The sequence below is a fragment of the Leucobacter sp. Psy1 genome, assembly GCF_020096995.1.
Classification (GTDB): domain Bacteria; phylum Actinomycetota; class Actinomycetes; order Actinomycetales; family Microbacteriaceae; genus Leucobacter.
In genome coordinates this window covers 2063525-2087485 of the sequence record NZ_CP083692.1, presented here as the reverse complement: position 1 = coordinate 2087485, position 23961 = coordinate 2063525, and the positions used below count along the sequence as shown (strand labels likewise).

Genomic DNA, 23961 nt, shown 5'->3' with positions numbered 1-23961 from the left:
GGGACTCATGCGCATTCACATCGCCACCGACCATGCAGGCCTCGAGTTCAGTCAGCAGTTGCAGCGGCACCTGAGCGAGCAGGGTCACGAAGTCATCGATCACGGTCCAGCGGAATACGACGCGCTCGATGACTACCCCGCGTTCTGCATCAACGCGGCGCTCGGGGTCGCTCGGGATCAGCGGGACGGCACGGAAGCGCTCGGTGTCGTGTTCGGCGGGTCGGGCAACGGCGAGCAGATGGCGGCGAACAAGGTCGAGGGAATCCGCGCGGCTCTCGTGTGGAGTGACGCGACCGCAGAGCTCGCGCGCGAGCACAACGACGCGAACGTGATTTCCATCGGCGCGCGCCAGCACCCGGTGGAGGACGCGATCCGCTTCATCGACCGCTTCATCGCCACCCCGTTCTCGGGTGACGAGCGGCACGTGCGGCGTATCGGGCAGCTGGGCGAGTTCGAGCGCACCGGCGCGATCACCGATCGCCACGTGGATCGCCCGTAATGCCAGAGGGGCATTCCGTCCACCGCATCGCGCGCCAGTTCGCGGTGAACTTCGTCGGGCAGGCGCCCGAGGTCACGAGCCCCCAGGGCCGGTTCACCGAAGGGGCGGCGCGGATCAGCGGTCGCGAGATGACCGACGCCCGAGCCGTCGGCAAGCAGATGTTCCTCGAGTTCGACGGCAGCGACTGGTTGCGAGTGCACCTCGGCATCTACGGGGCATGGGATTTTGCCGGAGACGTGAGGATCGACCCGAGCATCCAGTTGCACGCGTCGAAGTTCGGCCGAGGCCGGCTCGGCCAGACCGGCATGGCCGGTGTCGTGGAGGCCGTGGATCGCGAGGGTGAGGACTCGGTCGCGTCGATCGGTGCGCCGCGCCGTGCCAGGCTGAATATGGCGGAGCACGATCGCGCGGGCGAGATCGCCGAGGCGTTTCCGCCCGACCCGGTGGGTCAGGTGCGCGTGCGCCTGCTCACTGACGACGTCTGCGCCGACCTGCGAGGGCCGACGGCCTGCGAAGTGTTGACTGCTGGCGAGGTCGACGCCGTCGTGCAGAAGCTCGGCCCCGACCCCGCGAACGCGAACACGCCTGAGGAGCGTGCGCGGTTCGTCGCGCGCGCCGGGAAGAAGCGCACCCCCATCGGCCTCGTGCTCATGGACCAGTCGGTCGTCGCCGGCATCGGTAACGTCTACCGGGCGGAGATGCTGTTCCGCGCCGAGCTCGACCCGCACGCCCCGGCGAACACCCTCGACCGCGCCGTGCTCGAGGCGCTCTGGGACGACTGGGCGCACCTCCTCGAGATCGGCATCACCGTCGGCCAGATGATCACGATCGACGGGCTCGAGGGCGAGGCCTACCAGCGGGCGCTCGCGGAGCGCGACGAACGCCACTGGGTGTACAAGCTCGAGGGCACACCGTGTAAACGGTGCGGCACGAATATCGTGCTCGAGGAGTTCGGCGCCCGCAAGCTCTACTGGTGCCCGGGCTGCCAGCACTGACCGGTGCCGATGTCAGAGGTCGGTGAGACACTGCGCGCATGACGCAGATCGTGTACCGCACCGCCACCACGCTCGACGGCTTCATCGCCGACCCCTCCGACTCGCTCGACTGGCTGCTCAGGCAACCGCAGTCGCCCGAAGGCGAGGCGCGCTTCGAGACCTTCATGGCGGGCGTCGGCGCGCTCGTGATGGGTCGACCACCTATGAGTGGGTGCTCGAGCATCTCACGGACGGGTGGCCGTACACGCAGCCCACATGGGTCATGACGCACCGAACGCTGCCCGAGCGGCCAGGTGTTCGATTCGCGAGCGGACCCGTCACCGATCTCCACGCTGAGCTCCTGCGTGCAGCGGGGGAGCGGCAGGTGTGGGTCCTCGGGGGAGGGGACTTGGCGAGGCAGTTCGCCGACGCGGGTCTCCTTGACGAGGTCGTGACCTCGATCGCCCCGGTCACGCTGGGCGAGGGGCGTCCGCTGCTCCCGCGCCGACTCGACCTCGAACTGCTGGGGATGCTGCCGAACGGTGCGTTCATCGACGCCCGCCATCGCGTTGTAGGAGCGCAGCGCCCGCGTATGGCATAATTGATCCTTGTGCCACGGCGCGACGCTGCCGCGAGGGTTTCGCACTGTCCGTGAAGGCACGACTCATACTTTTGAACACGATATCCGCGTTCCGACTTGCGGCGGGCGCAGAGAGAAGACGATCATGCAGAAGCTCGACCACGTCGATGCCGCGTCGCTCAAGAGCGACATTCCCGATTTCCGCGCCGGCGACACCGTCAAGGTGCACGTGAACATCGTCGAGGGCAACCGCTCCCGCGTGCAGGTGTTCCAGGGCGTCGTCATCGCCCGTCACGGTGAGGGCGTCCGCGAGACGTTCACCGTCCGCAAGATCAGCTTCCAGGTCGGTGTGGAGCGCAAGTTCCCCGTCCACTCGCCGGCGATCGACAAGATCGAACTCGTCTCGCGCGGTGACGTGCGTCGCGCGAAGCTGTACTACTTGCGCGGTCTCACCGGCAAGAAGGCGAAGATCAAGGAGAAGCGCGAGGTCTAATCCCCGCTTCGATAGGCTCGATCCGAGCCTGTGACGCTTTCAGGCTCCCCCCGGCCACGGGTGGGAGCCTGAAGTGTCTCACCCCGATACATTACGATCTCTTGCTCCGGTCAGTGCCGTGAGCCGACAGGAGCCTTCCATGAGTGCAGCACGGTCCGAGAAGCGTCGCGGTGGGGTGCTGGGCTTCCTCCGCGACCTCGTGGTGATCCTGCTCCTCGCGTTCCTCATCTCGTTCCTGCTGAAGACGTTCCTGGTGCGCAGCTTCTTCATCCCGTCGAGCTCGATGGAGGACACGCTGCAGGTCGACGACCGGATCCTGGTGAATCAGCTGGTGCCGGGTGTGATGGATGTGAAGCGGGGCGACATCGTCGTCTTCCAGGATCCTGGCGGGTGGTTGAACGCGCCGCCGTCCGAGCCGCCGACCGGCTTCGAGTGGGTCCTGCAGTCCGTCGGCCTTGCAGCGGACACGAGTCACGAGTACGTAGTGAAGCGCGTCATCGGTGTGGGGGGCGACCATGTCGCCTGCTGCGACGCGAACGGGAAGATCACGGTCAACGGGGTGCCGATCGACGAACCGTACCTGAAGCTGCCCGAGGGGGCGCCCGCGTCCGAGCTCGAGTTCGACGTGACGGTGCCCGAGGGGTCCGTGTGGGTGATGGGCGACAACCGGAACGCGAGCAAGGACTCCCGGTACAACCAGGACCAGCCTGGCGGTGGCTTCGTGCCCGAGGAGGAGATCGTCGGGCGCGCATTCCTGCTGAACTGGCCGCTGAGCCGGTTCGGGGTGCTGCACAACCCGGAGAGCACCTTCACGGGAGTCGAGAGTGCCGGCTGAGCAGATCGCGGCTGCGCCGGTCTCGAAGGAGCCGACGCTCGACGTGGAGCGGGAGTATTTCTCCGGAGGAGCGGTGTGCGTCATCGGCATCGACGAGGTCGGACGCGGAGCCATCGCCGGCCCGGTCGCCGTCGGAGCGCACGTGGTGCTCGGAGACGGTGTGCCGTTCCCCGAGGGTCTGCGGGATTCCAAGCTGCTGAGCGAGAAGCGCCGCGAGGCGATTGCTCCGCTTGTTGAGGAGTGGGGTTCTGGTGCGGTCGGGTACGCGAGCGCCGAGGAGATCGACGCGCACGGCATCACCGCCATGCTCGGCCAGGCCGCTCGCCGCGCGCTGCTGCGCCTCCACGAGGCCGGGGTGCCGGTGGATCGCGCCTTGATCCTGCTCGATGGCGCCCATGACTGGTTGACCCCGGTGCTCCGGTCGCCTCTGCGCGTGCAGACGCGGGTGGGGGCGGATCGCGCCTGCGCGAGCGTCTCCGCCGCCTCGGTGCGGGCGAAGGTGGCGAGGGATCGCCTGATGCGCGAGGTCGACGAGCTCCACCCGCACTACGCCTGGGCAGCGAACAAGGGGTACGGTTCGCAGGCTCACTACGCCGGTATCGCCGAGCACGGCCTCACCGAGCTCCACCGCGCGACCTGGATCAGGGAGAGTAGGCTGGCACGGTGAGTTTCCGCGAGCCTTCGCCCGAGGCGCCGATCGGGGTGTTCGATTCAGGCGTCGGCGGTCTGACGGTCGCCCGAGCGATCCGGGATCAACTGCCGAACGAGTCCATGATCTATGTGGGGGACAGCGCGCACACCCCCTACGGGCCGCGCCCGATCGCCGAGGTGCGGCGCTTCGCCCTCGAGATTCTCGACGACCTGGTCGCGCAGGGTGTGAAGATGCTCGTCATTGCCTGCAACACCGCCTCGGCTGCCGTGCTGCGCGACGCCTACGAGCGTTACGACGTGCCCGTCGTCGAGGTCATCGGACCTACGGTGCGAAGCGCCGTGTCGCTGACCCGCAACGGCAGGATCGGCCTCATCGGCACGCAGGGGACCATCCAATCGCGCGTGTACGACGACATGTTCACCATCAGACCGGACATCTCGCTGACGACGCGCGCGTGCCCGCGGTTCGTCGACCTCGTGGAGGAGGGGCGCACCTCGGGGCCCGAGGTCCTGCAGATCGCCGAGGAGTACCTCGCGCCGCTCGTCGACGACGGCATCGACACCCTGGTGCTCGGCTGCACCCACTACCCGTTCCTGCGCGGTGCGATCCGCCAGGTCGTCGGCGGCGACGTGGCACTGGTGTCGAGCGACATCGAGACGGCGAACCAGGTGTACCAGGTGCTGACCGAGCAGGAGCTGCTGCGCCCGGCCGACGCCGGGCCGGGGACTGTCAGGTACGAGGCGACGGGCGACGACACGGTCGAGTTCGTCGACCTCGCGCGTCGACTGCTCGGGATCGGCATCGACGCCGTCGACCACGCGCCCACGGGCGCGATCCGTATTCCCGGGGCCTGACTCCGGGCGACCACGATGCGCGGTACGCGCACGAGAGGAGCATCATGACTGAGACGAAGCGAGCGGACGGCCGCACGGCGGCAGACCTGCGGCCCGTGACGATCGAGCGCGGGTGGAGCGCGCAGGCCGAGGGCAGCGCCCTCATCTCATTCGGCCAGACGCGCGTGCTCTGCACCGCCTCGTTCACCCCTGGCGTTCCGCGCTGGCTGAACGGCAAGGGCACAGGCTGGGTCACCGCCGAGTACGCGATGCTGCCGCGCGCCACGAACGACCGTTCGCAGCGCGAGTCCGTCAAGGGCAAGATCGGTGGGCGCACGCACGAGATCTCTCGGCTGATCGGGCGCAGTCTGCGCGCCGTCATCGACACGAAGGCGCTGGGCGAGAACACGATCGTGATCGACTGCGACGTGCTCCAGGCCGACGGTGGCACGCGCACGGCGGCCATCACCGGAGCGTACGTCGCACTCGCCGACGCGATCGACTGGGCCCGCGCGCACGGCCACATCGCGAAGAAGGCGCAGCCGCTGAAGGACAGCGTTGCCGCGGTCTCGGTGGGCATCGTCGGCGGCGTGCCGATGACCGACCTCGCCTACGTGGAGGACTCCCGCGCCGGAACCGACATGAACGTCGTCATCGCCGGGTCCGGTGACTTCATCGAGGTGCAGGGCACCGCGGAGGGAGCGCCGTTCAGCCGCGATGAACTGAACCAGCTGCTCGACCTCGCCCTCGTCAGCGGGACGGAGCTCGCCGACCTCCAGCGCACCGCGCTCGCGGACGCGCTCGAGCCGGGGGGTCTCGCGTGACCCAGCGCGTCGTCCTCGCGAGCCACAACGCGCACAAGCTCGAGGAGCTCCGCAGGATCGTCGGCCCCGCGCTCCCGGGAATCGAACTCGTCGGGTACGACGGGCCCGAGCCCGTGGAGAACGGCGTGACGTTCGCCGCCAACGCGCTCATCAAGGCGCGGGCGGCGGCTGAGCACACGGGCCTCCCCGCCATCGCCGACGATTCCGGAATCGCGGTCGACGTGCTGGGCGGCTGCCCCGGCATCTTCTCGGCGCGCTGGGGCGGTCCCGCTCGCAGCGACACGGCCAATGTAGATCTGCTGCTGTGGCAGCTCTCCGATCTCGCCGACGAGCATCGTGCGGCGCAGTTCGTCTGCGCCGCTGCACTCGTGGTCCCCGGGGCTGCCGATCCCGAGACGAGCGTGCTGGGCGTCTGGCCGGGGTCCGTCCTGCGGGCTCCCGCAGGTGCAGGCGGGTTCGGGTACGATCCGATCTTCCGGCCGGACGGGGAGACCAGGTCCGCTGCCGAGCTCAGCCCAGCCGAAAAGGACGCGGTCTCGCATCGCACACGCGCGTTCACCGCGCTCGCTCCGGAGATCCTCGCCCGCGTGGGGGAGTAGTGCGATCAGCCGGCCAGGGTGCTGCGCGCTTGAACCGGTGGCGGAACGGACGTGATGAACAGGCGACCACGATCACGACCCGGCGGTCGGCGGATGTCGCCCCGGCCGGAAGGAACTGGCTGAGCAGCGCGGTGAAGAAGATGAGCGCTCTCGGATTCGCACCGAGGTGACGATCCAGAGCGCATTCCCGGTCATGATGCCGAGTGCGCCGAGCACCGCGGGCCGCCGTGCGCGCACGCCGAGTCTCAGCAGCAGGAACATGTCGGGGCCTGGGCTTGCCACAGCGACGATCCACGCGATCATCGGGGACAGCCATGCGGCGGTGGTCATGTGGCTCTCGAACACCGCTCCAGCATGCAGGTTTCCCGTGGTCGCCGGTCGTGCGCAACTACTGCAGATCGCCGCCATTGCGCAACGGGTGTGGTGCAGTTTTCTGATGGGTGAGAATGAGTAGTGAGGGAGGTGATCAGCCCCGCCGGGGGTAGTGCGCAATAACGAGAGAGGAACCGCATGTTCGCCGACGAGATCGCTGCAGCAAAGGCTACGCTGAGGAACGGATGGAGTGTCCGCCTCATCGGTGATCGCGGGGGTGGGAAGTCTCTCGTGGCGAACGAAGTCGCCACTTTCCTCGAACACACCGGAGTGACCGTGCTGCGCTCCGCCGGTGAACGCATCGCACGAGACCAGCCGCTGTACACGTTCAGACGTCTCGCCGCTGAGCTCGGGGTAGCGATGCGCCCCCGGGATCCCGAGCTTCCCCTCGATGTGCTGATCGATGAGATCGCCAGGCGGATCCAACCGACCGCGGTGCTGGTGATCGATGACGCGCACCGCATGGATGCGCTTTCGGTTCGAGCGTACGCCACCTTGCGGGAGCGGCTGAATCTTCGTGCGATCATCACCGAGGTGACCGGGGGAGAGGAGTATCGGGTGATGCCGATGCACTGGCCGGAACGCGTCATCACGCTCCGCCCACTCGACCTCGTGTCGACCGGAGCGTTCGCGAGAGACGTGCTGGACGGGCCGCTGGCTCCCGCCGCCGTGACGCGCGTGTTCAGCAAGACCGGAGGTTCACCTCTGCTCGTCACGGCGCTCCTCCAGAGTGCGCGCGAACGGGAATTGCTCGAATTGCGATCCGGCATGTGGACACCTGTGAACTATTCGCTCTGGAACGACGATCTCGGCCCGCTCATCGACGAGTTCGTGAGCGAGGCGGGGGACGATGTCAGGGCGCTGGTGGAGTATCTGGCGGTCGAGGGGATCTGCGCGGTGTTCGCCCTCGAGGACCGCTTCGGAACGCGTACCGTGGCTCGTGCGCAGCGACGCGGTTTCATCCGCCCGAGAACCTCGACCGGGCACACGGAGATGATGGTGTGGCCGCCGATTCTCGGGGACCGCTACCATCGGCAGGGCGCGCAAGCGCTGCTCAGCGGGCCGGCATCGAAGGAAGGGTACCTGCCGAGCGGGGATACCGAGGTCCTCGCTGCGCACACACGAAGGTTCGTTGACCGCGCCGTGCAGGACGCGCGCGAGGCCTATCATCGATGGTCGGAGCAGCAGACACCTCGCAATGCCGTCGCATACTACGCTGCGGCATCCGGTGACATTCGGCAGCAGGAGCAGCTGCATCGGGTGCTCGCAACGACGGCATTCAGCGATGAGGGGAGCATCGATGACTTCTTCTTCGTCATGGCGCGGGCACAGTGGTTGGCGATTCAGGAGCATCGAGTCGACGCGGCCGTCGACGTGATGCGCGAGTACGGGACGCGGCATCCGGACTGGGCGCCGTCTACGGAGGCCGCCGAACTGCTGATCGTCATGACGGCGGGTGGCGCGCTCACCGACGGGTACGACTCGGTCCTCGAACCCCGCGATGATCCGACCGGAATTCGGAGTGCGGTCGCTCTGCAGTACCTCCTCATCAGCGGACGGATCGCCGACGCACGGACGTATGTGGACACGATACAGGGGCAGCAGCGACGCTCGGTGGTGTGGTCCTGGCAGATGCTGCAGTTCCTCGAGGGGGATCCCCGTGGTGCGCTGCAGACCGCTCTGGCGGAGATGGCGGCTGCGGAGCACAAGCTCGATCGCACTCGATTCGCTGCGGCCGCCTACACCGCAGCGATGTGCTGGCACCACCTCGGCGACTATCGTGCCGTGCAGCACTACGTCGATGCAGCGGTGCTCGTGGGGCGGCCGGTGCTCGAGTACACCCCGCTCTACGCTGCGTGCCTGAACATTCAGGGCCTGATCGCCGTCTTCAGCGGGCGTTCCGAAGCGAAGGATACCTTTCTCAGCGAGTCGATGCTGCTCATGCCGAAACCGGGTGGGTACCTCGGGATGGGTGTCGACTCGTTCCAGGCGATCATCGATCAGACCGTTCCGAGCGCGCAGTTCGACCGTGCGGCAGCTGAAGTAGCCCGCCTGCGCATCGATCTCGGGTACATCACGGCTGCGACGCAGACCGCCGTTGCTTCGTTGGTCATCGGCTACGGGCCGCAGCTCGCGGCCGTGTTCCGCGAGGCGATGGACATTCAGTCGATTCCGGCCTATCGCGCCGCGGCCGAGATCGTCGGACTGCTCGAATCGGAGGCAACGATCGAGAAGTTGGCGGTAACGCTCGGGCGTCTGGGTGCGGGCCCGCACGACAGCCAACTGCGCCTCATCCTTCGCGGCGCCGTCCGCTACGCGCGGTCGTCGGGAGACGATGAGCGGGGCGACCGTCTCGAGGAACTCTCGCAGCGAGCCTTCAGCAACGTGTTCCTCGCGTCAGCGGAGGTGGTCCGTCCGATCGAACGGGCGGACTCCGTGCACCTGACCCCGCGCGAGCGCGAGGTTGCGCTGCTCGCCGGGACGCTGACGAACCGCGAGATCGCCGCGCGACTCGGGTTGAGCGTGAGAACCGTGGACAACCACCTGACGCACGCGATGCGGAAGACCGATGTGCGCACGCGCTCGGAGCTATTCAGGATCGTGGAGTCCGGCAGCTGACCAGGGCGGGATCATGCGCTCGAGGCGGAACATGCACGCATGTGCGTCCCACGTACTCATTTCTCTCGTAGTGACTACTCAGGTCGATATGTACTGCCCTTGAGCAGGTACTCAACTACCTGACACGCATCCACGCTGGGTGATGCGGCGCTCTTCAGTGCTGCCGTCTGCGGCGTCGATCGAGCCGCGATGACGTCTCAACAGCAAGGGATTTTCATGAACGACTCGCAAGACATCAGCGTGGACAACGGCTCGACCGAACCCGTCGATGCGCTCCAGACTCGGCGGCGCAAGAGCAAGAAGCGGGCGATGCTCGCGACCGGTTCGCTGCTGGTTGCTGGAGCACTGTTCACCGCCGCTTCGATGAGTGACTTCGCGATCCTCGACCTGTTCGGCGCAGGCGGTGCCGGCGGCGAGAAGTTCGACATTCAGGTGTCGAAGCAGCAGGAGAACAAGCTCGAAGAGGTGAAGACCTGGGTGCAGGCGAACCCGCAGGCGGAGACGCTCGAGATCCCCGATGCCGCGGGGCTCGTGCCCGGCGGCAAGGCTCGCTACATCCGCATTCCCGTGAAGAACGTCACCGAGAGCGTCGACGCGAACATCAAGTTGACGTTCCAGAATACGACCGATGGCTCTGCGGCCGATGCTGCGTACGCGGACCTCATGCGCTTCGATTACACGATTGTCGACGACGCAACTGAGCTCCCCGCTGCACTTCCGGGCAGCGTCGACTCTGTTCCGAGCGGCTTCACTCGCGTTCCGAAGGGGAACTTCGCGAACACCAAGGGAGGGGAGACCTCTCAGGTGAACCTCGGCTCGTTCCCGGCGGACGGCGGGCACGTGCTCGTCGTCAGGGTCCAGCTCGAAAACGGGGCGGACCAGGATGCCACCAATGCTGCGAACGGCGGCCGCGCCGTCGTCCAGGCTCGCCTGGACGCCTCCAGCCTCGACAAGCAGTAGTCCGGCACGGTCTCGAACGAGGAACCTCACTGTGAGATCAACTCCCTCCCGTATTCGCAGAACTGCGAGTCTCGGGGTACTGCTGAGCGCGGCGGCACTCGCAACCGCCGCGCTCAGCATCCTCACCGCAGACGTCATTGCGGAGATTCGCGCGGGCGACGGTCACGACTTCAACATCCAGGTGGCAGCCGCAGAGGTACCCGTCGAGTGGTTCTCGAATTCCGCCGACCTCGCGCTCGCGTGGACACCGGAGGCGAGTGCCTGGCAGGAAGGGAATCCGATCCCCGTCGAGGTCGGCGCTCCAGCTGCAGACCAGCAGACACGTGTGTATGCGGTTGCCGTACGCAACGCCAGTCCTCAGCTTTCCTCCGCCCTGTGCCTGTCGCTCGATGCCGCGGAGAACGCCTCGCAGTTCGACGATCTGCGACTCACGCTCGTCGGTACCGAGGGCCAGCTCGTTGACGCTCAGGGAGTCGAGCGGCCACGAGTCTGCAGTGATGAGGAGATCACACCCGGTGGTACAGCGGCGTTCGCGTTGCGCATCGCCGGTGGGGATCCGGCGGCTGCCGAAACGTTCGTCCGCCTTCGAATTGACGGAGCACAGCGATGAGTACAGAGAATACGCGGTCATTCAGGATGCTCTGGAAGACGGGTCTCCCGATGGGCGTCCTGGTCGGAGCACTCGTGCTCGCGATCTGCATCCCGCTCACCGTTGCACAGTTCAGTGCCGGTTTCTCCGGGGCGGTCGGTGCGTCTGGGGCGATCGACATCGCGCAGACGAAGATCGGCGATGCGGGGCAGCACGCCACTGCGGAGTCGGCGAGTGAGCTGGAGAGCAACGGTCTGGCGATCGCGCAGGTGGCGTCGGCAACCTCGGGTTGGCCCGCCCGCGATACGGCGACGATAGAGATTCCAGTGCACAATCGCTCGGATGGGTCGATCTCGTCTCGGGTGCGCATCGCGGTAGCTCAGGCGCCCGGACAACTCGCTGACTTCCTCCTGTTCGGCGCAAGCGTGGATGGAACACCCGTGATCGATGCTCCGGTGACTGCGGCGTGGTTCGATCAGCACCCTGACGGTCTGCAGCTGGCGGAGTCGTGGTCGGCGGAGGCCAACCACTCGGTAACCGTCAGTGTGTGGCTCGCGAGCGATGCTCCGGACGGGATGCTGGGCCAGGAACTTGAGCTTGAACTCGAAGTTGTCGGAGAAACCCGGGCCGGCGACGAACCGGTCCTCGTGGAAGGAATTTGGAAGTGAAACCATTGTGGGTTGCGGCATGCGCCGTGCTCGCTCTGCTGTGTCTCGCCGAACCCGCTACCGCGGCGCCTCGTCTGGACCCGCAGGAGCATGTTGTGCGTGTCGAGACACCTGCGCCCGGCCACACCTCTGAGTGGACGATGCGTGTGCGTGCAGACAGCACTGGCCTCGCGCGGCCGGGCATCACCCTGCGAGAAGCATCCGGAGATGCGCTCGAGGGGCCACACCCGCTGGAACTCGAGGTCGTGGCCCCGGGGCGACACAACTCGGAGCGCGAGAGAACGGTACTCGCACACGGAACCGCGGATGACTTGCTCGATCGCCTCGTGCCGTTGGATCAGCCCGAGGCAGCAACCGCTGTCGAGGCGGGTTGGATCACGGTGCAGGGGAGGGCGACGCTCCCCAGCGGGGCGGGTAACGAATACGGCGGGACAGGGGCAACGCTGCGATTCACCTTCAGCGGGGAAGTGGACCGGAATCTCGCAATGACCGGCCAGGCCCCGATGACGGTCTGGGTCATCATCGCGGCCGCTGTCGGTATCGGGCTCGGCACTCTGCTCGGTCGTCGTCGGTCCGCTCGTGAGACGGAGAGGAATCTCGCATGACGGAACCGCCATTGCGCCGGCGTGCTCAGCGCCGACGAGTTACCGCACGTCAGCGGGTTGTGCGCAAAGGCATCGCTGCGAGCGCCGCGTTCAGTGTGCTGGTGGGTGTTCTGGCAGGTGCGCAGGCGCTCGCCGCACCCGGTTTTCAGGACCGGGCAGCGCTCGTATCCGACTGGGGCGCGAGCCACTTCGAGCTCGCTCTCCTCGATGACTCCGGGCGTATTCGTTCGGTCGTCAGCGATGGCGCCGAGACGATTTCGTTCACCCCGGCAGCGGACATCGTTCCCGGTTCGACGGTTCAGATCCCAGTGACGGTTGCGAACAACGGGCCGTTCAACGTGGCACCGAGCCTGGGGTTCAGCGTCGAGTCGAACGAGGTTGACAGTATCGCTGAGCTCGTGCGGCTCACTGTCGTCGAGCAGTCCGCCTGCGTGCCGGGTGAACAGCCGGCCCGAACGTTGATCGGCGATCCGTCGAAACCTGCGCAGGGCGTGGGTCTCGCCGGGATCGAATCGCTCTCCGGGACTCAGATGCCGGCTCGGAGCGGTGGCCGGCAGCAGGTCGGCGCCTCGTACTCCGGTGGCGACGCCGCATGCCGCAACTACCTCGTTCTTGCGCACCTCGCCGACGACGCATCGCTCCGGGCGTTGAGCTCCGCGGCTTGGACTCTTGATATGACTCTCGAAGGAAGATCAGCAGAATGAAACGGACTCGTGCGCTCAGCGCCGCGATGGGACTGGGCTCCCTCGCGCTGGTGGGAGCGCTGCTCGCTCCCGACCTCACATCCGCGGGATACACCGACTCGACCTTTGCTCGGAGCTCGCTGAGCACCGCGGCCATTCCGGAGAGGTCGCACTCCGCATCCGACCTGTCGTCGGCTTCCGCGCTGGAACTCAGCGAGGCCGGAGAGCTGTACGTCACCGGCTATCGTGGCACGGGCGACGGGAATGGCAACGTCAACACCGCGCCCACCGCCGACCCCACCCGCGTGAAGTTCCCTTCTGGCGTGCGCATCGTCGACGCGGGTGGATCCACGAACGACTTCAGTGAGGCGACGTTCCCTGGCACGACATCCTTCATGGCGCTCGACAGCGACGGAGGCGTCTGGACATGGGGTGCGCCGTACGGTGGACGCAACCTGCTCGGTCGAGGATCGCTCTCGGTCGGAGATTCGGCGCGTGCCGGCCGCGTGACGCAGACGACGACCGGGGAGGCGCTCCCGCCGATCGTATCGATGGCGCGCATTGAGAACCAGTTCCTGGCGCTTGACGCAACCGGCACGCTCTGGGCTTGGGGGTACGGGGGTGAGAACCTTCCCTACAGCAAGGGGGCGATCAGTCAACCTCTGCCATTCCCGGTGCGTGAGAGCGGGGAGCGGATGGGAAACTCGGGTTGCCACACCGCAAGTGGAAGCCGAGCCAATGCGGGCGAGGTGGCCTGGCGATCGATCTGGGGCGGCTCGAACGGCGCGGCAGGGGTCGGGCGAGATGGTCTGGTCTACTCCTGGGGTTTCGACTCCTCGGCTGGCACACCCGGCTCGACATATGTGCACACCCGTTGCCCCGCCTTGAACGAGGGAGCGAATCGTGCGCTCTTTCAGCGTTATCCGGATGTTTACCGCACCGCGAACGGCGCGGTCTACGATGAAAGCTCACTCAGCACGGAGGAAGCGCGAACGCAGCGATACCTCGAGATCGTCTCAGACATGCGAGGGTCTGTGATCCCCTCGTGCGACGGATCGCTGGGGGTCTCCCAGATCGACGACTCTGGGTGCCCGGTGCGCCAGTTCGGTGTCGATGCCCGGCACTACCGAATGCTGACGTCGCAGGGCGAATTGCTCACCTGGATGACTGGCGCGCGCAACGGGTACGGCACCAAGTTCCTGGGGCGGACACCGTCTGAGACGACGCCTGAGGAGGTGCCGGCTCCCGTCGCGGGTGATCTGAAGATCGACCGAGTCGCTGCTGGAGTGAGCTCGATGGTCGCGCTCGGCGCCGACGGAGTCGTCTACGGGTGGGGCGACAACAATGCGTGTCAGGCAGTCGGAGCGCCGACCATCAACGGTGCGGTGACCGGCGGAACCTGCGCGAGTGTCTCGAACGTCGGTGCGGCGAACACCCGATACTGGGTGCAGCAACCGATGCCCGTCGCCGACATCCCGGCAGGCGTCCGTGTGACGGCTATCAGCTCGGCCGCGTGCAGCACCTGGGCATCGACCGCCGACGGAGCCGAGTATGCCTGGGGCGGGGGATTGGTGAGCGGGTATCTATTCAACCGCTGCAGCGTCCCCGGGGGTGCGGCGGCCGGCTACAAGATCTACGAGGCCAACAAGGCGACGATCGACCAACCGTTCGGCAGTCCGATTGCGGACGCTGCCACCGGTACCGTCCGAGTGAAATGACCGTGAGAGACACCTCCGAGAGGCTCATTATGACTGTTCTCCGCATCATTCGTAGCGCTGTACTCTGGTGCTCAGCCGTCGTCGGCGTCATCAGTATCCTCGCCTTCGCGGTGGTCATGCTCTTCGGACTGAAACCGGCCGTGGTGATCTCCGGTTCGATGGAACCGACGCTGCCGGTCGGGTCGCTGATTCTCACGCAGGCGACGGCCGCATCACAGGTCGATGTCGGTGCCATCGTCACGGTACCGCGCGACGATGGCACGCTCGTGACGCACCGAGTGGTGGACATCGATCGCCCGGATGATGGTCCATTCGCACTCACGTTGCGCGGCGACGCGAACGAGAGCAATGACGCGGCGCCGTACCTCGTGACCGAGGCGGGCACGCACGTGCTCACGATTCCCGTGCTCGGACACATCGCGATGGCGGTGCGTACGCCGATCGGTCTCCTGGCGATCATCGGCGGCCTCATCTGCGTCTTCCTGCTGTCGTACTGGACGCCGCGGCTACCAGTTCCTCAGCATGAGCCCGCACCGGTCGCCGTGAGGTGACGTGATCGCTCGTCGTGCGGGTAGGGTGAGGGCATGGCCGCCGAACTGCTGCACGACCGAGAGACCTTCACCGTCCGCAGGACGCACGTCTCGGACATGGACAATGCCGTGTACCTCATCACCGCGAAGGCGTCGGGGGAGCAGATCCTCATCGACGCAGCGGACGACGTCGAAGCTTTGGAGACGCTTCTGAGAGCGGGGGCGGAAGATGCCGAGCAGCCGGCATCCCTCAAACTGATCGTCACCACGCACGCGCACTGGGATCACACCCGCGCCACCTCGGAACTCGCCGAGCGCACGGGCGCCGACGTCGCGATCGGCGATGCCGATGCGGAGCAGCTGGCCGAGGAACGCGGGGTCACGGCTCAGCGCCTCGCGCACGGTGATCGCATCGGCGTGGCAGGCGTCGAACTCGAGGTGATCGCCCTGCGCGGGCACACGGCCGGCTCGATCGCGCTCGCGACTCCTGATGAGACCCCGGTGCTCCTGTTCACCGGTGACAGCCTGTTCCCCGGCGGCATCGGCAATACGTGGAAGGATCCTGCGCGTTTCGCGCAGCTGCTCGGCGACGTCCGCTCTCGCCTCTTCGAGCGGTTCGACGATGCGATCGTCTACCCGGGCCACGGCGACGGCACCACGCTGGCAGAGGAACGCCCCGCCCTCCCGGAGTGGGAGCGACGGGGCTGGTAGCTCGCGTGCTGGGGCGGGTCAGTTTTCGATCTTGAGTTCGCCCATCTCGTCCCACCCCGACCCCTCGACCTTCCGCGACACGATGCGCGGCGTCTCCGTGATGAGCGGGCGCAGCGTCTCGATGCCGCGAGCGAAGTGATCCGAACCCACGTGCGCCGCAGCCGCGTCATCGTCGGCGAATGCTTCGACGAGCACGAACTCGTTCGGGTCCTCGACGCTGCGCGACCACTCGAACCACAGGTTGCCCGGCTCTGCCCGGGTAGCGGCGGTGAACTCGGCATTTCGCTCGATGAAGCTTTCAGCGATCTCGGGCTTGGCTTGATACTTGACCACGATGAAGTACATGCCTTCAGGGTAGCGCGGGCTGTGGCATCGGCGTCCTGATCTTGAGAACTGAGCCAAGGTGTCACGTTTGCGTGGTACTTGGGTACCGTTCTTGTTACGAAGCCCGAGAAAGAGGCGTCCTTCGCGTCCGCCCGGGGGAGTTTCGGGATAGATTATGCGCAGGTTACGTGATGCCACGGAACCTCTATGTCGGCTGCCCGTCTCCGGGTCAGAGCACACTGAGGATAACAGTATGAAGAACGCCCGCACGATGACGGTGACGGCCCTGACGATGACGTTGGGGCTTGCTCTGACCGGATGCGCGGGGCAGGGAGGTGGCGACGATGAGCTCGGCCCGCTCGACGCCTACCTCGAGCAGTCGCTCTGGGGAGACTTCGACGGTGAAAACTGGGCGAAGACCGAGATGCAGCGGCAGAACGACGTCGAGAAGGTCGTCGCGGAGTGCATGACCGAGCAGGGCTTCGAGTACATCCCCTACGAGTACACCGAGGAGGATTTCGGCTTCGGTTCCGCCGACGATGACGCAGATGCGGAAGTGGAGTGGAATCCGGTCGAGGATGCGAAGAAGACCGGGTACGGCATCTCATTCATGTACGACGACTCGGAGGAGGCCCTCGACATCGAGGAAGATACCTGGGTGGACCCGAACGGCGACTACCTCGAGTCACTCAGCGAGTCGGACATGATGGCGTATCAGGAGGCACTGAGCGGCCCGATGCCCGCCGACGACGCCGACGAGGAGGAGTGGACGAACTGGGAGCCCTCCGGCTGCCAGGGTGAGGCCGAGGAGACGGTCGGCGGGGGCATGGATGCCGGAAGCGAGGTCTACGAGGATCCCGAGTTCACCGACCTGATGACCGCCATCGACAACCGTTACGAGGAGGTCGAATCGGCGCCCGAGCTGGTCGAAATCCAGCGCGAGTGGGCCAGCTGCATGGACGATCGCGGGTTCGGCGGCTACACCAATTCCACGGAGCCGATGGAGGAGCTGAACGCCGAGTACGCCGAGCTCATGGGCTGGGATGACGAATCGGGCGGGGAGATCATCGAGCTTGATCCCGAGACCGAGCAGGCGTTCCAGAAGAAGGAGATTGAGACTGCCGTAGCGGATTACGAGTGCCAGGAGCAGGCGGGTATCGACGACGCCTGGACGGCCGCCGACCTGAAATCGCAGGAGAAGTTCGTCGAGGCGCACCGCGATCAGCTGGACGCGCTCGTCGCCAAGTACGGCTCGCAGAGCTAGGGGCCGGCCGCAATGGCTCGCTGGTTCACGAACCGCGGCGCGACCGAGCACAACGAGCTTGAGGACGCTGACGCCACGACCGCGCCGAAACCGGGGTGGAGGGGGACGCGCCTCGTCGCCCTGATCGCTGCCGTGGCGATCGTCTCACTGCTCCTCGGAATCGTCATCATGCAGTTCATCGTCTCACCGGCTGAACTCGCCGCGCGGACGGCAGCCCCCGAGGCCGGCCCGGTGACGGCCCCGGTCGAGGAACGGGTCATCGAGAACACCGTCGTAACCCGGGGTGAAGTCACCTACGCGGGAGCGGTCGACGCGCAGATCGAGGTCGCGGGTATGGAGGAGCGCCCCGTCGTCACGGGACGCGTGCCGGAAGCCGGCGATGAGCTGAAAGCCGGCGATGTTGCTCTCGAGGTCGCGGGCCGACCGGTGATCGTGCTCCCGGGCGCATTGCCCGCGTACCGTGACCTGCGCGTCGGGCTGCGCGGTCCGGACGTCACCGAACTCAAGAAGGCGCTTGCGGGCTTCGACCTCTGGGCCGGGGACCCCGGCACCGATGTCTACGACGCCGATACGGCGATCGCGGTCGGGGCGCTCTACGACCGTGTCGGGTACGCCGCTCAGACCGGTGGAGACGAAGCGCAGGAGGCGTTGCGGACGGCCGAGCGCGGTGTGCGAGATGCCGAGGTGACGCTGGGCGGGCTCGGCAATCGGAGCGGAGCAGAGGTCACCGCGGCGAACGACGCGCTCTTCGACGCGCAGGAAGCGCTGGCGAAGGCGCAATCCGACGTGCTGCCGTCGCTGCCCGCGAGCGAGGTGCTCGTGCTCAGCGAACTCCCGCGGCGCGTCGACGACGTGAGTGTCGCGCGCGGGGATGTACTGCAGGGGTCGGCGATGCAGGTCTCCGGGGCGACGCTCGCTATCACGGGCACCGTCGGCAAGCAGGACGCAGACCTGATGAAAGAGGGACAAGCCGCGACCTTCACCGGTCCTGACGGTCAAGAACTGCCCGCGAAAGTGCAGTCCGTCGCAGCACCCGAGAAGGGCAAGAAACCGGATCAGGGTGGTGAAGACGGTGAAGACGGTGAGGACGGTTCCGGTGGCGACGGCGGCGGTGAGTCAACCGATGCGTCGCGGTTCACCGTGACGCTGATCCCCGAGGATCTGAGTCCGGAGCAGGTCGACGTGTTGCGCGACACCAACGTGCGCCTTCGCGTGCCTGTGGAGTCGACCGACGGTGCGGTGCTCGCGGTACCGATCGCGGCGCTCTCAGCAGGTCCCGGTGGGGAGGACCGCATCGAGCTCGCCCTCGACGAGGCCGACCGCAAGGCCGAGGGAGCCGATACCGTGACGATCGACGTGCAGGCGGGGCTCGCCGCCGACGGATTTGTCGAGATCGCCTCCGACGACGACCGCGTGATCGTCGGGGCGAAGGTCGTGGTGGGCACGTGAGGCTGCGGTTCCGCCCGCGCCGCCACAGGTCCCCGTCAGCTGACGGCACGCGTCCGATCGGCGATCCCGAGTACTCAGGACCCATCATCCGGTTGGACGACGTCACCCGGATCTTCCCCGGTGCCCCGGCCGTCCACGCGCTGCGCGGCGTCGACCTCTCCGTCGGACGCGGCGACTACCTCGCGATCGTTGGGCCCTCAGGTTCCGGGAAGTCGACGATGCTCAACACGCTCGGTCTCCTCGACCGCCCGAGCACGGGCACCTTCGAGTTCGAGGGGATCGATACGGGGGAGCTCGACGACGACGATCGTGCGGCACTGCGCGGCGGGGCGATCGGGTTCGTGTTCCAGTCGTTTCATCTGCTCGCCACCCGAGACGTGCTCGGCAACGTCATGCTCGCTGCGGCCTACGCCGGTGTTCCGCGCGAGGAGCGCGAGGAACGCGCGCGGTCGGCGCTCGAACGCGTGGGTCTCGCGCATCGCACCGGTTTCTTCCCCGGCACGCTCTCCGGGGGTGAGCGGCAGCGCGTCGCCATCGCGCGCGCCGTGAGCACGGAGCCCCGACTCCTGCTCGCCGATGAGCCGACGGGCAACCTCGACCGAAAGAACTCCGAGGCCGTGATGGAGCTGTTCAGCGACCTGGGCGCCGGAGGGTTGACGATCGTGATGATCACTCACGACCACGGGGTCGCGGAGGCCGCTGCTCGTCGGGTCAGCATCAACGACGGCGTGCTCTCGGAGCTCGTATGAAACGCGGCGCGCGGGGCTTCACGCTCGGGGACCTCGTCCGCGAGTCCCTCGAGGGCGTGGGATCCCGGCCGTCCCGACTCTTCATCACGCTCGCGGGGACCGTACTGGGTATCGCCTCGCTGATCATGACGATCGGCATGGCGCAGACCGCAGCGGGGCAGATCTCGAGCCAATTCGACGCCGTGGCTGCGACTCGCGTGACGGTGGAGCCGGGGACCTCCGGGGACAAGGGCGAGACCGAGGGCAAACCGAAGGCCAGGGTTCCGTGGGACGCGCCTGAGCGCGTCGCCGGCTTGGCGGGCGTTGCAGATGCGGCGCTCGTCGGGCAGCTTCCCGAGGGGGTACGAGTCGAGGCCGTGCGGGTGCACGATCCGGCCGAGGCACCTGCGGCGCCGCCGCCCGTCGTCGCGGGATCCGCCGACCTCATCGACGTGGTGCAGGGATCGATCGCGACGGGCCGCTGGTTCGACTCGGGGCACGAGGCCCGCGCGGATCGTGTGGTCGTGCTCGGCGCGAACGCGGCGGAGAAGCTCGGGATCAACCGGGTGTCGAGCCAGCCGGCGATCTTCATCGACGACCGTGCGTACACCGTCCTCGGCATCCTCGGCGACGTCGGCGCGCGCAAAACGCTGCTCGACACCGTGATCATGCCGGTGTCGACCGCGCGCGAGCAGCTCGGACTGCGAGCACCGTCCAGTCTCGACATTCGCATCGATGTCGGCGCGGGGTCGGTCGTCGCGCGGCAGGCGCCGATCGCGGTCGACCCGAACAATCCCGATGGCTACAAGGTGTCGGCCCCGAGCTCCGGAGGGGCGCTCCGGGAGGGCATCGAGTCCGACATCAACGTGCTGTTCGTGGTCATCGGAGCAGTCGCACTGCTCGGCGGCGGAATCGGGATCGCCAATGTGACGCTGCTCTCGGTCTCTGAGCGGCGAGGCGAAATCGGTCTCAGACGCGCACTCGGGGCGAGAACCCGGGAGATCGCACGGCAATTCATGCTCGAGTCAGTGACTACGGGTCTGCTCGGCGGCCTCATCGGCGTCGCGGTCGGTCTCTTCGGACTTCTCGCGGTGTGCCTCGTGCAGCAGTGGACGCCGGTGCTCGCGCCGTGGGCTGCGCCCGCCGGGGTGCTGCTTGGAGCTGTCGTCGGCTGGGCCGCTGGCACCTACCCCGCGCTCAAGGCCGCACGCATCGAACCCGTCGACGCACTGCGGGACGTCGGATAGCCCCGATAGACTCAGCGGTTGTGCCGCCTTTCGCCTCATCCGTCTCGCCGTCGCTGTCCCGTCGCCGCTGGGCGCTGTGCATTCTCTTCATGGTGCCGGGCGTCGCGCTGGCTTCTTGGGTGACCCGCACCCCGGCGATCCGCGACCTGCTCGGGGCGTCCACGGCCGAGATGGGGCTCGTGCTGTTCGGCCTATCGACCGGTTCCATGGTCGGGATCCTGGCCTCCGGACCCCTCCTCGGCAGGTGGGGCGCGCGACCGCTCATTGCCATCGGCATGGTCGGGATCATCGCGAGCATGCCGGTCATCGCGTTCGGGGCGGCGCTGCAGGTGAACGTCGCCGTAGCCGTCGGTCTCGCGCTGTTCGGGCTCGGGATGGGCGGCTCCGAGGTGGCGCTGAACGTCGAGGGCGCAGACGTGGAAGTGCAGTCGGGTCGGACGTTCCTTCCGCTGCTGCACGGTTGCTTCAGCCTCGGCACTTTCATCGGCGCGGTGCTCGGCATCGTCGCCACCGCAGTGGGGTTCTCCGTGATCGTGCACCTGATCGCGGTCGGCGTTCTGGCGCTCGTCGCCGCGCTCGCGAGCGTGCGTCACCTGCCCTCGCACACGGGGCGTCGCGCAGCTCCAGAGCCGGGAGTCTCGATCGAGCGCCCCGTGCCGGTCTGGCGAGACACGCGTCTGCTCTGCATCGGATTCATCGTGCTGGCGATGGCGCTCGCCGAGGGCACCGCGACCGATTGGCTTCCGCTCATCATGGTCGACGGGCATGGACTCGATGCGGCGCTCGGCTCCGCCGTCTTCGCCGTGTTCGCGGCCTCGATGACGATCGGCCGCTTCTGCGGCGGGCCGATCGTGCACCGGTTCGGGCGAGCTCCGGTGCTCGCGGTGAGCGCGTCGAGCGCGGTCGCCGGTCTGCTGCTCGTGTCCCTCGTCGACCACGAGGTCGTGGCCGGGGTCGCTGTAGTGCTCTGGGGGCTCGGAGCGTCGCTCGGGTTCCCAGTGGCGATCTCCGCTGCGGGAGCCTCGGGGGAGCGCCCGACCGCGCGCGTCGCTCTGGTGACGGTCATGGGCTACCTCGCGTTCCTCGTGGGGCCGCCGGCGCTCGGCTTCATCGGCGAGCACGTGGGGTTACGGACCGCCCTGCTCGCGCCGATGATCGTGGTGCTCATCGCGGTGTTCATGTCCCCGGCGACGCGGACGAGGCGTTCGCCGAACTAGCCGTCGATCACGGCCACGAGCTCGTCGAGGAACCGCTCGAAGCTCGTGGCGGCGCGCACGATGCGCTGCGCGCTCTCGGGCTCGCTGAAGACCTCGACCAGCTGCTCGAAGACGGTCTGGAATGCTCCGCGGTCACTCTCGCTGAATGCGACGAGGGCGACGACCTGCACGCGCGACGGGCCCCAGGCGACGGAGCCGTGGGCGATCCCGATGCTGATGGCGGTGCGCTTCGCGGTCATGCGGAGCGCGTGGGGCACGGCGAGCGCCTCCGTGAACGCCGTCGACGACATCCGCTCCCTGGCGATGGTCCGGTCGACGTACGCGTCATCGATGAGGTCAGCGGCGCGGAGCGGAGCGGCGAGCCGGCGGATGATCTCTTCGTCCCCGGCGTCGGGGAGCGGCACGACGAACGCCTCGGGGGAGAAGTAGCGTGAGAGCTCGTCGCGGAGGCGAGCGAGGCGACGTGCGCGGCGCCTCCTGGCTGCGGCGACCTGGATGCGGTCGACGTCTGACTCCGTGAGGAACGGAGGGATCCGCACCACCCGGTCGGAGGCTCGGCCTGGATCGATGGTCGAGAGAACGAGGTCGGTGTCGATGGACTCCCAGTCCGGATCGACGCGGGTGTCGACGCGGGTGATCTCGATGGTGGTGCCGAGCGAACGGTCGACGCTCGCCCTGAGCAGTTCGCGCATCTCGGAGTATCCCGGGCAGATGATGGTCGCCGTGAGGGCGGTGTCGGCCGCGCGGCTCCGTTCGAGCCGGCCTCCGACGTGCATCGCGATGTACGCGATCTCGTCGTCGTGGAGTCCGACGCCGAGCCGCTCCCTGAGCCCGCTGGCCATGGCGACGGCGATCTCGAAGATCATGGGGTACGAGGTCTTCAGCGATCGGGTGAGCGGGTTCCGCGACCACGACTGCTGGGCGATGCGCCGCTGCAGATTCTGCACGTGCAGGGCGAGGCGCAGCACGAAGGCGTCGTCGACGAGGTCCACCCCGTAGTCGCGCGACGCGCGTTCGACCGTGGTGCGGACGGCTTCGAGTACGGGTGATGTGATGCCCTCCCGTGCGACACCAGTGGTGTCGCGATCGGGGGTGACGACGCGCGTGAGCAGGAGCGCTGCGAGGTGGTCGCGGTCCCCGGCGCCGAGCGTGATGCCGAGGTGATCGGTGCACAGTCGTCCGACGAGCAGGCCCAGTTCCCTGACTTCGGGCGGCGCGGTGTCGTCGCCGCTCTCGACGTCGAGGGCGCGGCCCGACGCGACGCGGTCTGCGGCGATCACGATGTGCAGCAGCACGTCGGTGATCGCGAGCTCGTTGACGAAGTAGTCGAGTTCCTGCAGCTCACGCACGAGGGCCGTCTTGAACGGTGCGACCGCCGCGTGCGGGATCGAGCTGTCGACGAGCACCCTCGGCACGGCGGAGGGGAGGAGCGATCCCGCCTCGATCTCGTCGTGGACGAGCTTGCTGAGCAGCGCGCGCTCGGCTTCCTCGCTGCCGCGCAGGCGCACCAGGTCGCGCTCGCGCTCGAGTGCGAGCTCGGTGCCCTCCAGCAGTGAGCGGACGCGCGAGAGGTCGGCGTCGAGCGTCGCATCGCTGACGTGGAGCTGCGCGGCCGTCTCGTGGACGCGGATACCGTCGGGCGTGTGCAACAGTTCGCGGACGATGCGGTGCAGGCGGTCGCGCGGCGTGGCCTCGGTGCGGGTGTCGAGCGCTCGGTGCGCTGCGGGACCGGCGCGGTAGCCTGCAGGACCGGAGAGGACGGCGTCGCCAGAGGGGACGCGCGCGTTCACCGCTGAGACGTAGGAGCGGATGCTGCGGGGCGTCACGCCCATCACGTCTGCGAGCTGTCCCGCCGTCGCCCAACCGTCGCGTCGCAGGAGATCCGCGAGCAGCTGATCCTGGCGTCTGCGCGACATGAGCCCCCTCCCGGCATCCCCTCTATCCTCTCATCCTTCCGCCCCTGCGAGGGGTTTCCGCGGGGGCGGAAG

The 23961-nt window shown here is 67.4% G+C and carries 27 protein-coding genes; 24 read left to right on the top strand and 3 right to left on the bottom strand.

Annotated features, from left to right (window positions below; genetic code table 11):
* The first annotated feature begins 7 nt into the window (after window positions 1-7).
* The 10 genes from K8P10_RS09800 to K8P10_RS09760 all read left to right on the top strand — a co-directional run bounded on the left by K8P10_RS09800 (window position 8) and on the right by K8P10_RS09760 (window position 6289).
* Window positions 8-499, top strand: a complete 492-nt coding sequence (locus tag K8P10_RS09800) for a ribose-5-phosphate isomerase (protein WP_224778743.1) — start codon at window positions 8-10, stop codon at window positions 497-499.
* Window positions 499-1494, top strand: a complete 996-nt coding sequence (locus K8P10_RS09795; RefSeq protein ID WP_224778742.1) for an Fpg/Nei family DNA glycosylase — start codon at window positions 499-501, stop codon at window positions 1492-1494. Before K8P10_RS09800 ends, K8P10_RS09795 begins: the two co-directional genes overlap by 1 nt.
* Before the next feature lie 38 nt (window positions 1495-1532).
* Entirely contained in the window at window positions 1533-1760 is a 228-nt protein-coding gene (locus K8P10_RS15465) for a dihydrofolate reductase family protein (protein WP_370631847.1), read from the top strand.
* Window positions 1757-2074, top strand: a complete 318-nt coding sequence (locus K8P10_RS15460; RefSeq protein ID WP_370631846.1) for a dihydrofolate reductase family protein — start codon at window positions 1757-1759, stop codon at window positions 2072-2074. Before K8P10_RS15465 ends, K8P10_RS15460 begins: the two co-directional genes overlap by 4 nt.
* A 124-nt stretch (window positions 2075-2198) precedes the next feature.
* Window positions 2199-2546 carry a 50S ribosomal protein L19 gene (rplS, locus tag K8P10_RS09785; RefSeq protein WP_224778741.1) on the top strand — a complete coding sequence of 116 codons (348 nt, stop codon included), beginning with the start codon at window positions 2199-2201 and terminating at the stop codon, window positions 2544-2546.
* Window positions 2547-2685: 139 nt separating this feature from the next.
* The gene (gene lepB / locus K8P10_RS09780) at window positions 2686-3381 is read left to right on the top strand and encodes a signal peptidase I (RefSeq protein ID WP_224778740.1); all 696 of its coding nucleotides are present in this window, start codon (window positions 2686-2688) and stop codon (window positions 3379-3381) included.
* Window positions 3371-4048: a ribonuclease HII gene (locus K8P10_RS09775; RefSeq protein WP_224778739.1), complete on the top strand. Its 678-nt coding sequence runs from the start codon at window positions 3371-3373 to the stop codon at window positions 4046-4048. The genes lepB and K8P10_RS09775 overlap by 11 nt, the downstream gene beginning before the upstream one ends.
* Window positions 4045-4887, top strand: a complete 843-nt coding sequence (gene murI, locus K8P10_RS09770) for a glutamate racemase (protein ID WP_224778738.1) — start codon at window positions 4045-4047, stop codon at window positions 4885-4887. The genes K8P10_RS09775 and murI overlap by 4 nt, the downstream gene beginning before the upstream one ends.
* 44 nt (window positions 4888-4931) lie before the next feature.
* Window positions 4932-5690 (top strand): ribonuclease PH, encoded by a 759-nt coding sequence (gene rph / locus K8P10_RS09765; RefSeq protein WP_224778737.1) that lies wholly within the window; start codon window positions 4932-4934, stop codon window positions 5688-5690.
* Entirely contained in the window at window positions 5687-6289 is a 603-nt protein-coding gene (locus K8P10_RS09760; protein ID WP_224778736.1) for a non-canonical purine NTP pyrophosphatase, read from the top strand. The genes rph and K8P10_RS09760 overlap by 4 nt, the downstream gene beginning before the upstream one ends.
* 72 nt (window positions 6290-6361) lie before the next feature.
* Here K8P10_RS09760 and K8P10_RS09755 read toward each other — a convergent pair whose 3' ends face one another.
* Window positions 6362-6619, bottom strand: coding sequence for a hypothetical protein (locus K8P10_RS09755; protein ID WP_224778735.1), 258 nt, complete (start codon window positions 6617-6619; stop codon window positions 6362-6364).
* Between the two features lie 180 nt (window positions 6620-6799).
* On the opposite strand from K8P10_RS09755, the gene K8P10_RS09750 reads away from it, so the two are divergent.
* From K8P10_RS09750 to K8P10_RS09710, 9 genes are all read left to right on the top strand, one after another.
* A complete protein-coding gene (locus tag K8P10_RS09750) occupies window positions 6800-9280 on the top strand; it encodes a LuxR C-terminal-related transcriptional regulator (protein ID WP_224778734.1) in 2481 nt (826 codons plus the stop codon).
* A gap of 216 nt (window positions 9281-9496) precedes the next feature.
* Window positions 9497-10240, top strand: a complete 744-nt coding sequence (locus K8P10_RS09745; protein WP_224778733.1) for a hypothetical protein — start codon at window positions 9497-9499, stop codon at window positions 10238-10240.
* A 31-nt stretch (window positions 10241-10271) separates the two neighbouring features.
* Window positions 10272-10850 (top strand): hypothetical protein, encoded by a 579-nt coding sequence (locus tag K8P10_RS09740; protein ID WP_224778732.1) that lies wholly within the window; start codon window positions 10272-10274, stop codon window positions 10848-10850.
* The gene (locus K8P10_RS09735) at window positions 10847-11497 is read left to right on the top strand and encodes a hypothetical protein (RefSeq protein ID WP_224778731.1); all 651 of its coding nucleotides are present in this window, start codon (window positions 10847-10849) and stop codon (window positions 11495-11497) included. Before K8P10_RS09740 ends, K8P10_RS09735 begins: the two co-directional genes overlap by 4 nt.
* Window positions 11498-11592: 95 nt before the next feature.
* Window positions 11593-12102 (top strand): hypothetical protein, encoded by a 510-nt coding sequence (locus K8P10_RS09730; protein WP_224778730.1) that lies wholly within the window; start codon window positions 11593-11595, stop codon window positions 12100-12102.
* Window positions 12099-12806: a hypothetical protein gene (locus K8P10_RS09725; protein WP_224778729.1), complete on the top strand. Its 708-nt coding sequence runs from the start codon at window positions 12099-12101 to the stop codon at window positions 12804-12806. The genes K8P10_RS09730 and K8P10_RS09725 overlap by 4 nt, the downstream gene beginning before the upstream one ends.
* Entirely contained in the window at window positions 12803-14503 is a 1701-nt protein-coding gene (locus tag K8P10_RS09720; RefSeq protein ID WP_224778728.1) for a hypothetical protein, read from the top strand. The genes K8P10_RS09725 and K8P10_RS09720 overlap by 4 nt, the downstream gene beginning before the upstream one ends.
* Window positions 14504-14532: 29 nt before the next feature.
* A complete protein-coding gene (locus K8P10_RS09715; protein ID WP_224778727.1) occupies window positions 14533-15054 on the top strand; it encodes a signal peptidase I in 522 nt (173 codons plus the stop codon).
* A gap of 33 nt (window positions 15055-15087) precedes the next feature.
* Window positions 15088-15744 carry an MBL fold metallo-hydrolase gene (locus tag K8P10_RS09710; protein WP_224778726.1) on the top strand — a complete coding sequence of 219 codons (657 nt, stop codon included), beginning with the start codon at window positions 15088-15090 and terminating at the stop codon, window positions 15742-15744.
* A gap of 18 nt (window positions 15745-15762) precedes the next feature.
* Here K8P10_RS09710 and K8P10_RS09705 read toward each other — a convergent pair whose 3' ends face one another.
* Complete coding sequence (locus K8P10_RS09705) at window positions 15763-16089, bottom strand: putative quinol monooxygenase (protein ID WP_224778725.1); 327 nt, start codon at window positions 16087-16089, stop codon at window positions 15763-15765.
* A gap of 232 nt (window positions 16090-16321) precedes the next feature.
* Between K8P10_RS09705 and K8P10_RS09700 the strand changes: the two genes are divergently transcribed.
* Genes K8P10_RS09700 through K8P10_RS09680 form a run of 5 tightly spaced genes read left to right on the top strand, consistent with a single transcriptional unit; the run spans window position 16322 to window position 21973 of the window.
* The gene (locus tag K8P10_RS09700; protein WP_224778724.1) at window positions 16322-17332 is read left to right on the top strand and encodes a hypothetical protein; all 1011 of its coding nucleotides are present in this window, start codon (window positions 16322-16324) and stop codon (window positions 17330-17332) included.
* A 12-nt stretch (window positions 17333-17344) separates the two neighbouring features.
* Window positions 17345-18781, top strand: a complete 1437-nt coding sequence (locus K8P10_RS09695) for a hypothetical protein (protein WP_224778723.1) — start codon at window positions 17345-17347, stop codon at window positions 18779-18781.
* A gap of 56 nt (window positions 18782-18837) precedes the next feature.
* The gene (locus tag K8P10_RS09690) at window positions 18838-19530 is read left to right on the top strand and encodes an ABC transporter ATP-binding protein (RefSeq protein ID WP_224781261.1); all 693 of its coding nucleotides are present in this window, start codon (window positions 18838-18840) and stop codon (window positions 19528-19530) included.
* Window positions 19527-20756, top strand: a complete 1230-nt coding sequence (locus tag K8P10_RS09685) for an ABC transporter permease (RefSeq protein ID WP_224778722.1) — start codon at window positions 19527-19529, stop codon at window positions 20754-20756. Before K8P10_RS09690 ends, K8P10_RS09685 begins: the two co-directional genes overlap by 4 nt.
* A 20-nt stretch (window positions 20757-20776) precedes the next feature.
* Window positions 20777-21973: an MFS transporter gene (locus tag K8P10_RS09680; protein ID WP_224778721.1), complete on the top strand. Its 1197-nt coding sequence runs from the start codon at window positions 20777-20779 to the stop codon at window positions 21971-21973.
* On the opposite strand, the gene K8P10_RS09675 is transcribed toward K8P10_RS09680, so the two are convergent.
* Window positions 21970-23889, bottom strand: coding sequence for a transcription antiterminator (locus tag K8P10_RS09675; protein ID WP_224778720.1), 1920 nt, complete (start codon window positions 23887-23889; stop codon window positions 21970-21972). The two genes, K8P10_RS09680 and K8P10_RS09675, sit on opposite strands and share 4 nt — an antisense overlap.
* Window positions 23890-23961: the final 72 nt, after the last annotated feature.

What these genes read in the sequence shown, in the direction of transcription:
- K8P10_RS09720 (WP_224778728.1), top strand. Translation starts at nt 12,803, where the DNA reads ATGAAACGGACTCGTGCGCTCAGCGCCGCGATGGGACTGGGCTCCCTC.
- K8P10_RS09725 (WP_224778729.1), top strand. Translation starts at nt 12,099, where the DNA reads ATGACGGAACCGCCATTGCGCCGGCGTGCTCAGCGCCGACGAGTTACC.
- K8P10_RS09695 (WP_224778723.1), top strand. Translation starts at nt 17,345, where the DNA reads ATGGCTCGCTGGTTCACGAACCGCGGCGCGACCGAGCACAACGAGCTT.
- rph (WP_224778737.1), top strand. Translation starts at nt 4,932, where the DNA reads ATGACTGAGACGAAGCGAGCGGACGGCCGCACGGCGGCAGACCTGCGG.
- lepB (WP_224778740.1), top strand. Translation starts at nt 2,686, where the DNA reads ATGAGTGCAGCACGGTCCGAGAAGCGTCGCGGTGGGGTGCTGGGCTTC.
- K8P10_RS09750 (WP_224778734.1), top strand. Translation starts at nt 6,800, where the DNA reads ATGTTCGCCGACGAGATCGCTGCAGCAAAGGCTACGCTGAGGAACGGA.
- K8P10_RS09700 (WP_224778724.1), top strand. Translation starts at nt 16,322, where the DNA reads ATGAAGAACGCCCGCACGATGACGGTGACGGCCCTGACGATGACGTTG.
- K8P10_RS09685 (WP_224778722.1), top strand. Translation starts at nt 19,527, where the DNA reads ATGAAACGCGGCGCGCGGGGCTTCACGCTCGGGGACCTCGTCCGCGAG.
- K8P10_RS09705 (WP_224778725.1), bottom strand. Translation starts at nt 16,089, where the DNA reads ATGTACTTCATCGTGGTCAAGTATCAAGCCAAGCCCGAGATCGCTGAA.
- K8P10_RS09745 (WP_224778733.1), top strand. Translation starts at nt 9,497, where the DNA reads ATGAACGACTCGCAAGACATCAGCGTGGACAACGGCTCGACCGAACCC.
- K8P10_RS09735 (WP_224778731.1), top strand. Translation starts at nt 10,847, where the DNA reads ATGAGTACAGAGAATACGCGGTCATTCAGGATGCTCTGGAAGACGGGT.
- K8P10_RS09800 (WP_224778743.1), top strand. Translation starts at nt 8, where the DNA reads ATGCGCATTCACATCGCCACCGACCATGCAGGCCTCGAGTTCAGTCAG.
- rplS (WP_224778741.1), top strand. Translation starts at nt 2,199, where the DNA reads ATGCAGAAGCTCGACCACGTCGATGCCGCGTCGCTCAAGAGCGACATT.
- K8P10_RS15465 (WP_370631847.1), top strand. Translation starts at nt 1,533, where the DNA reads ATGACGCAGATCGTGTACCGCACCGCCACCACGCTCGACGGCTTCATC.
- K8P10_RS15460 (WP_370631846.1), top strand. Translation starts at nt 1,757, where the DNA reads ATGACGCACCGAACGCTGCCCGAGCGGCCAGGTGTTCGATTCGCGAGC.
- K8P10_RS09755 (WP_224778735.1), bottom strand. Translation starts at nt 6,619, where the DNA reads ATGACCACCGCCGCATGGCTGTCCCCGATGATCGCGTGGATCGTCGCT.
- K8P10_RS09715 (WP_224778727.1), top strand. Translation starts at nt 14,533, where the DNA reads ATGACTGTTCTCCGCATCATTCGTAGCGCTGTACTCTGGTGCTCAGCC.
- K8P10_RS09795 (WP_224778742.1), top strand. Translation starts at nt 499, where the DNA reads ATGCCAGAGGGGCATTCCGTCCACCGCATCGCGCGCCAGTTCGCGGTG.
- K8P10_RS09710 (WP_224778726.1), top strand. Translation starts at nt 15,088, where the DNA reads ATGGCCGCCGAACTGCTGCACGACCGAGAGACCTTCACCGTCCGCAGG.
- K8P10_RS09675 (WP_224778720.1), bottom strand. Translation starts at nt 23,889, where the DNA reads ATGTCGCGCAGACGCCAGGATCAGCTGCTCGCGGATCTCCTGCGACGC.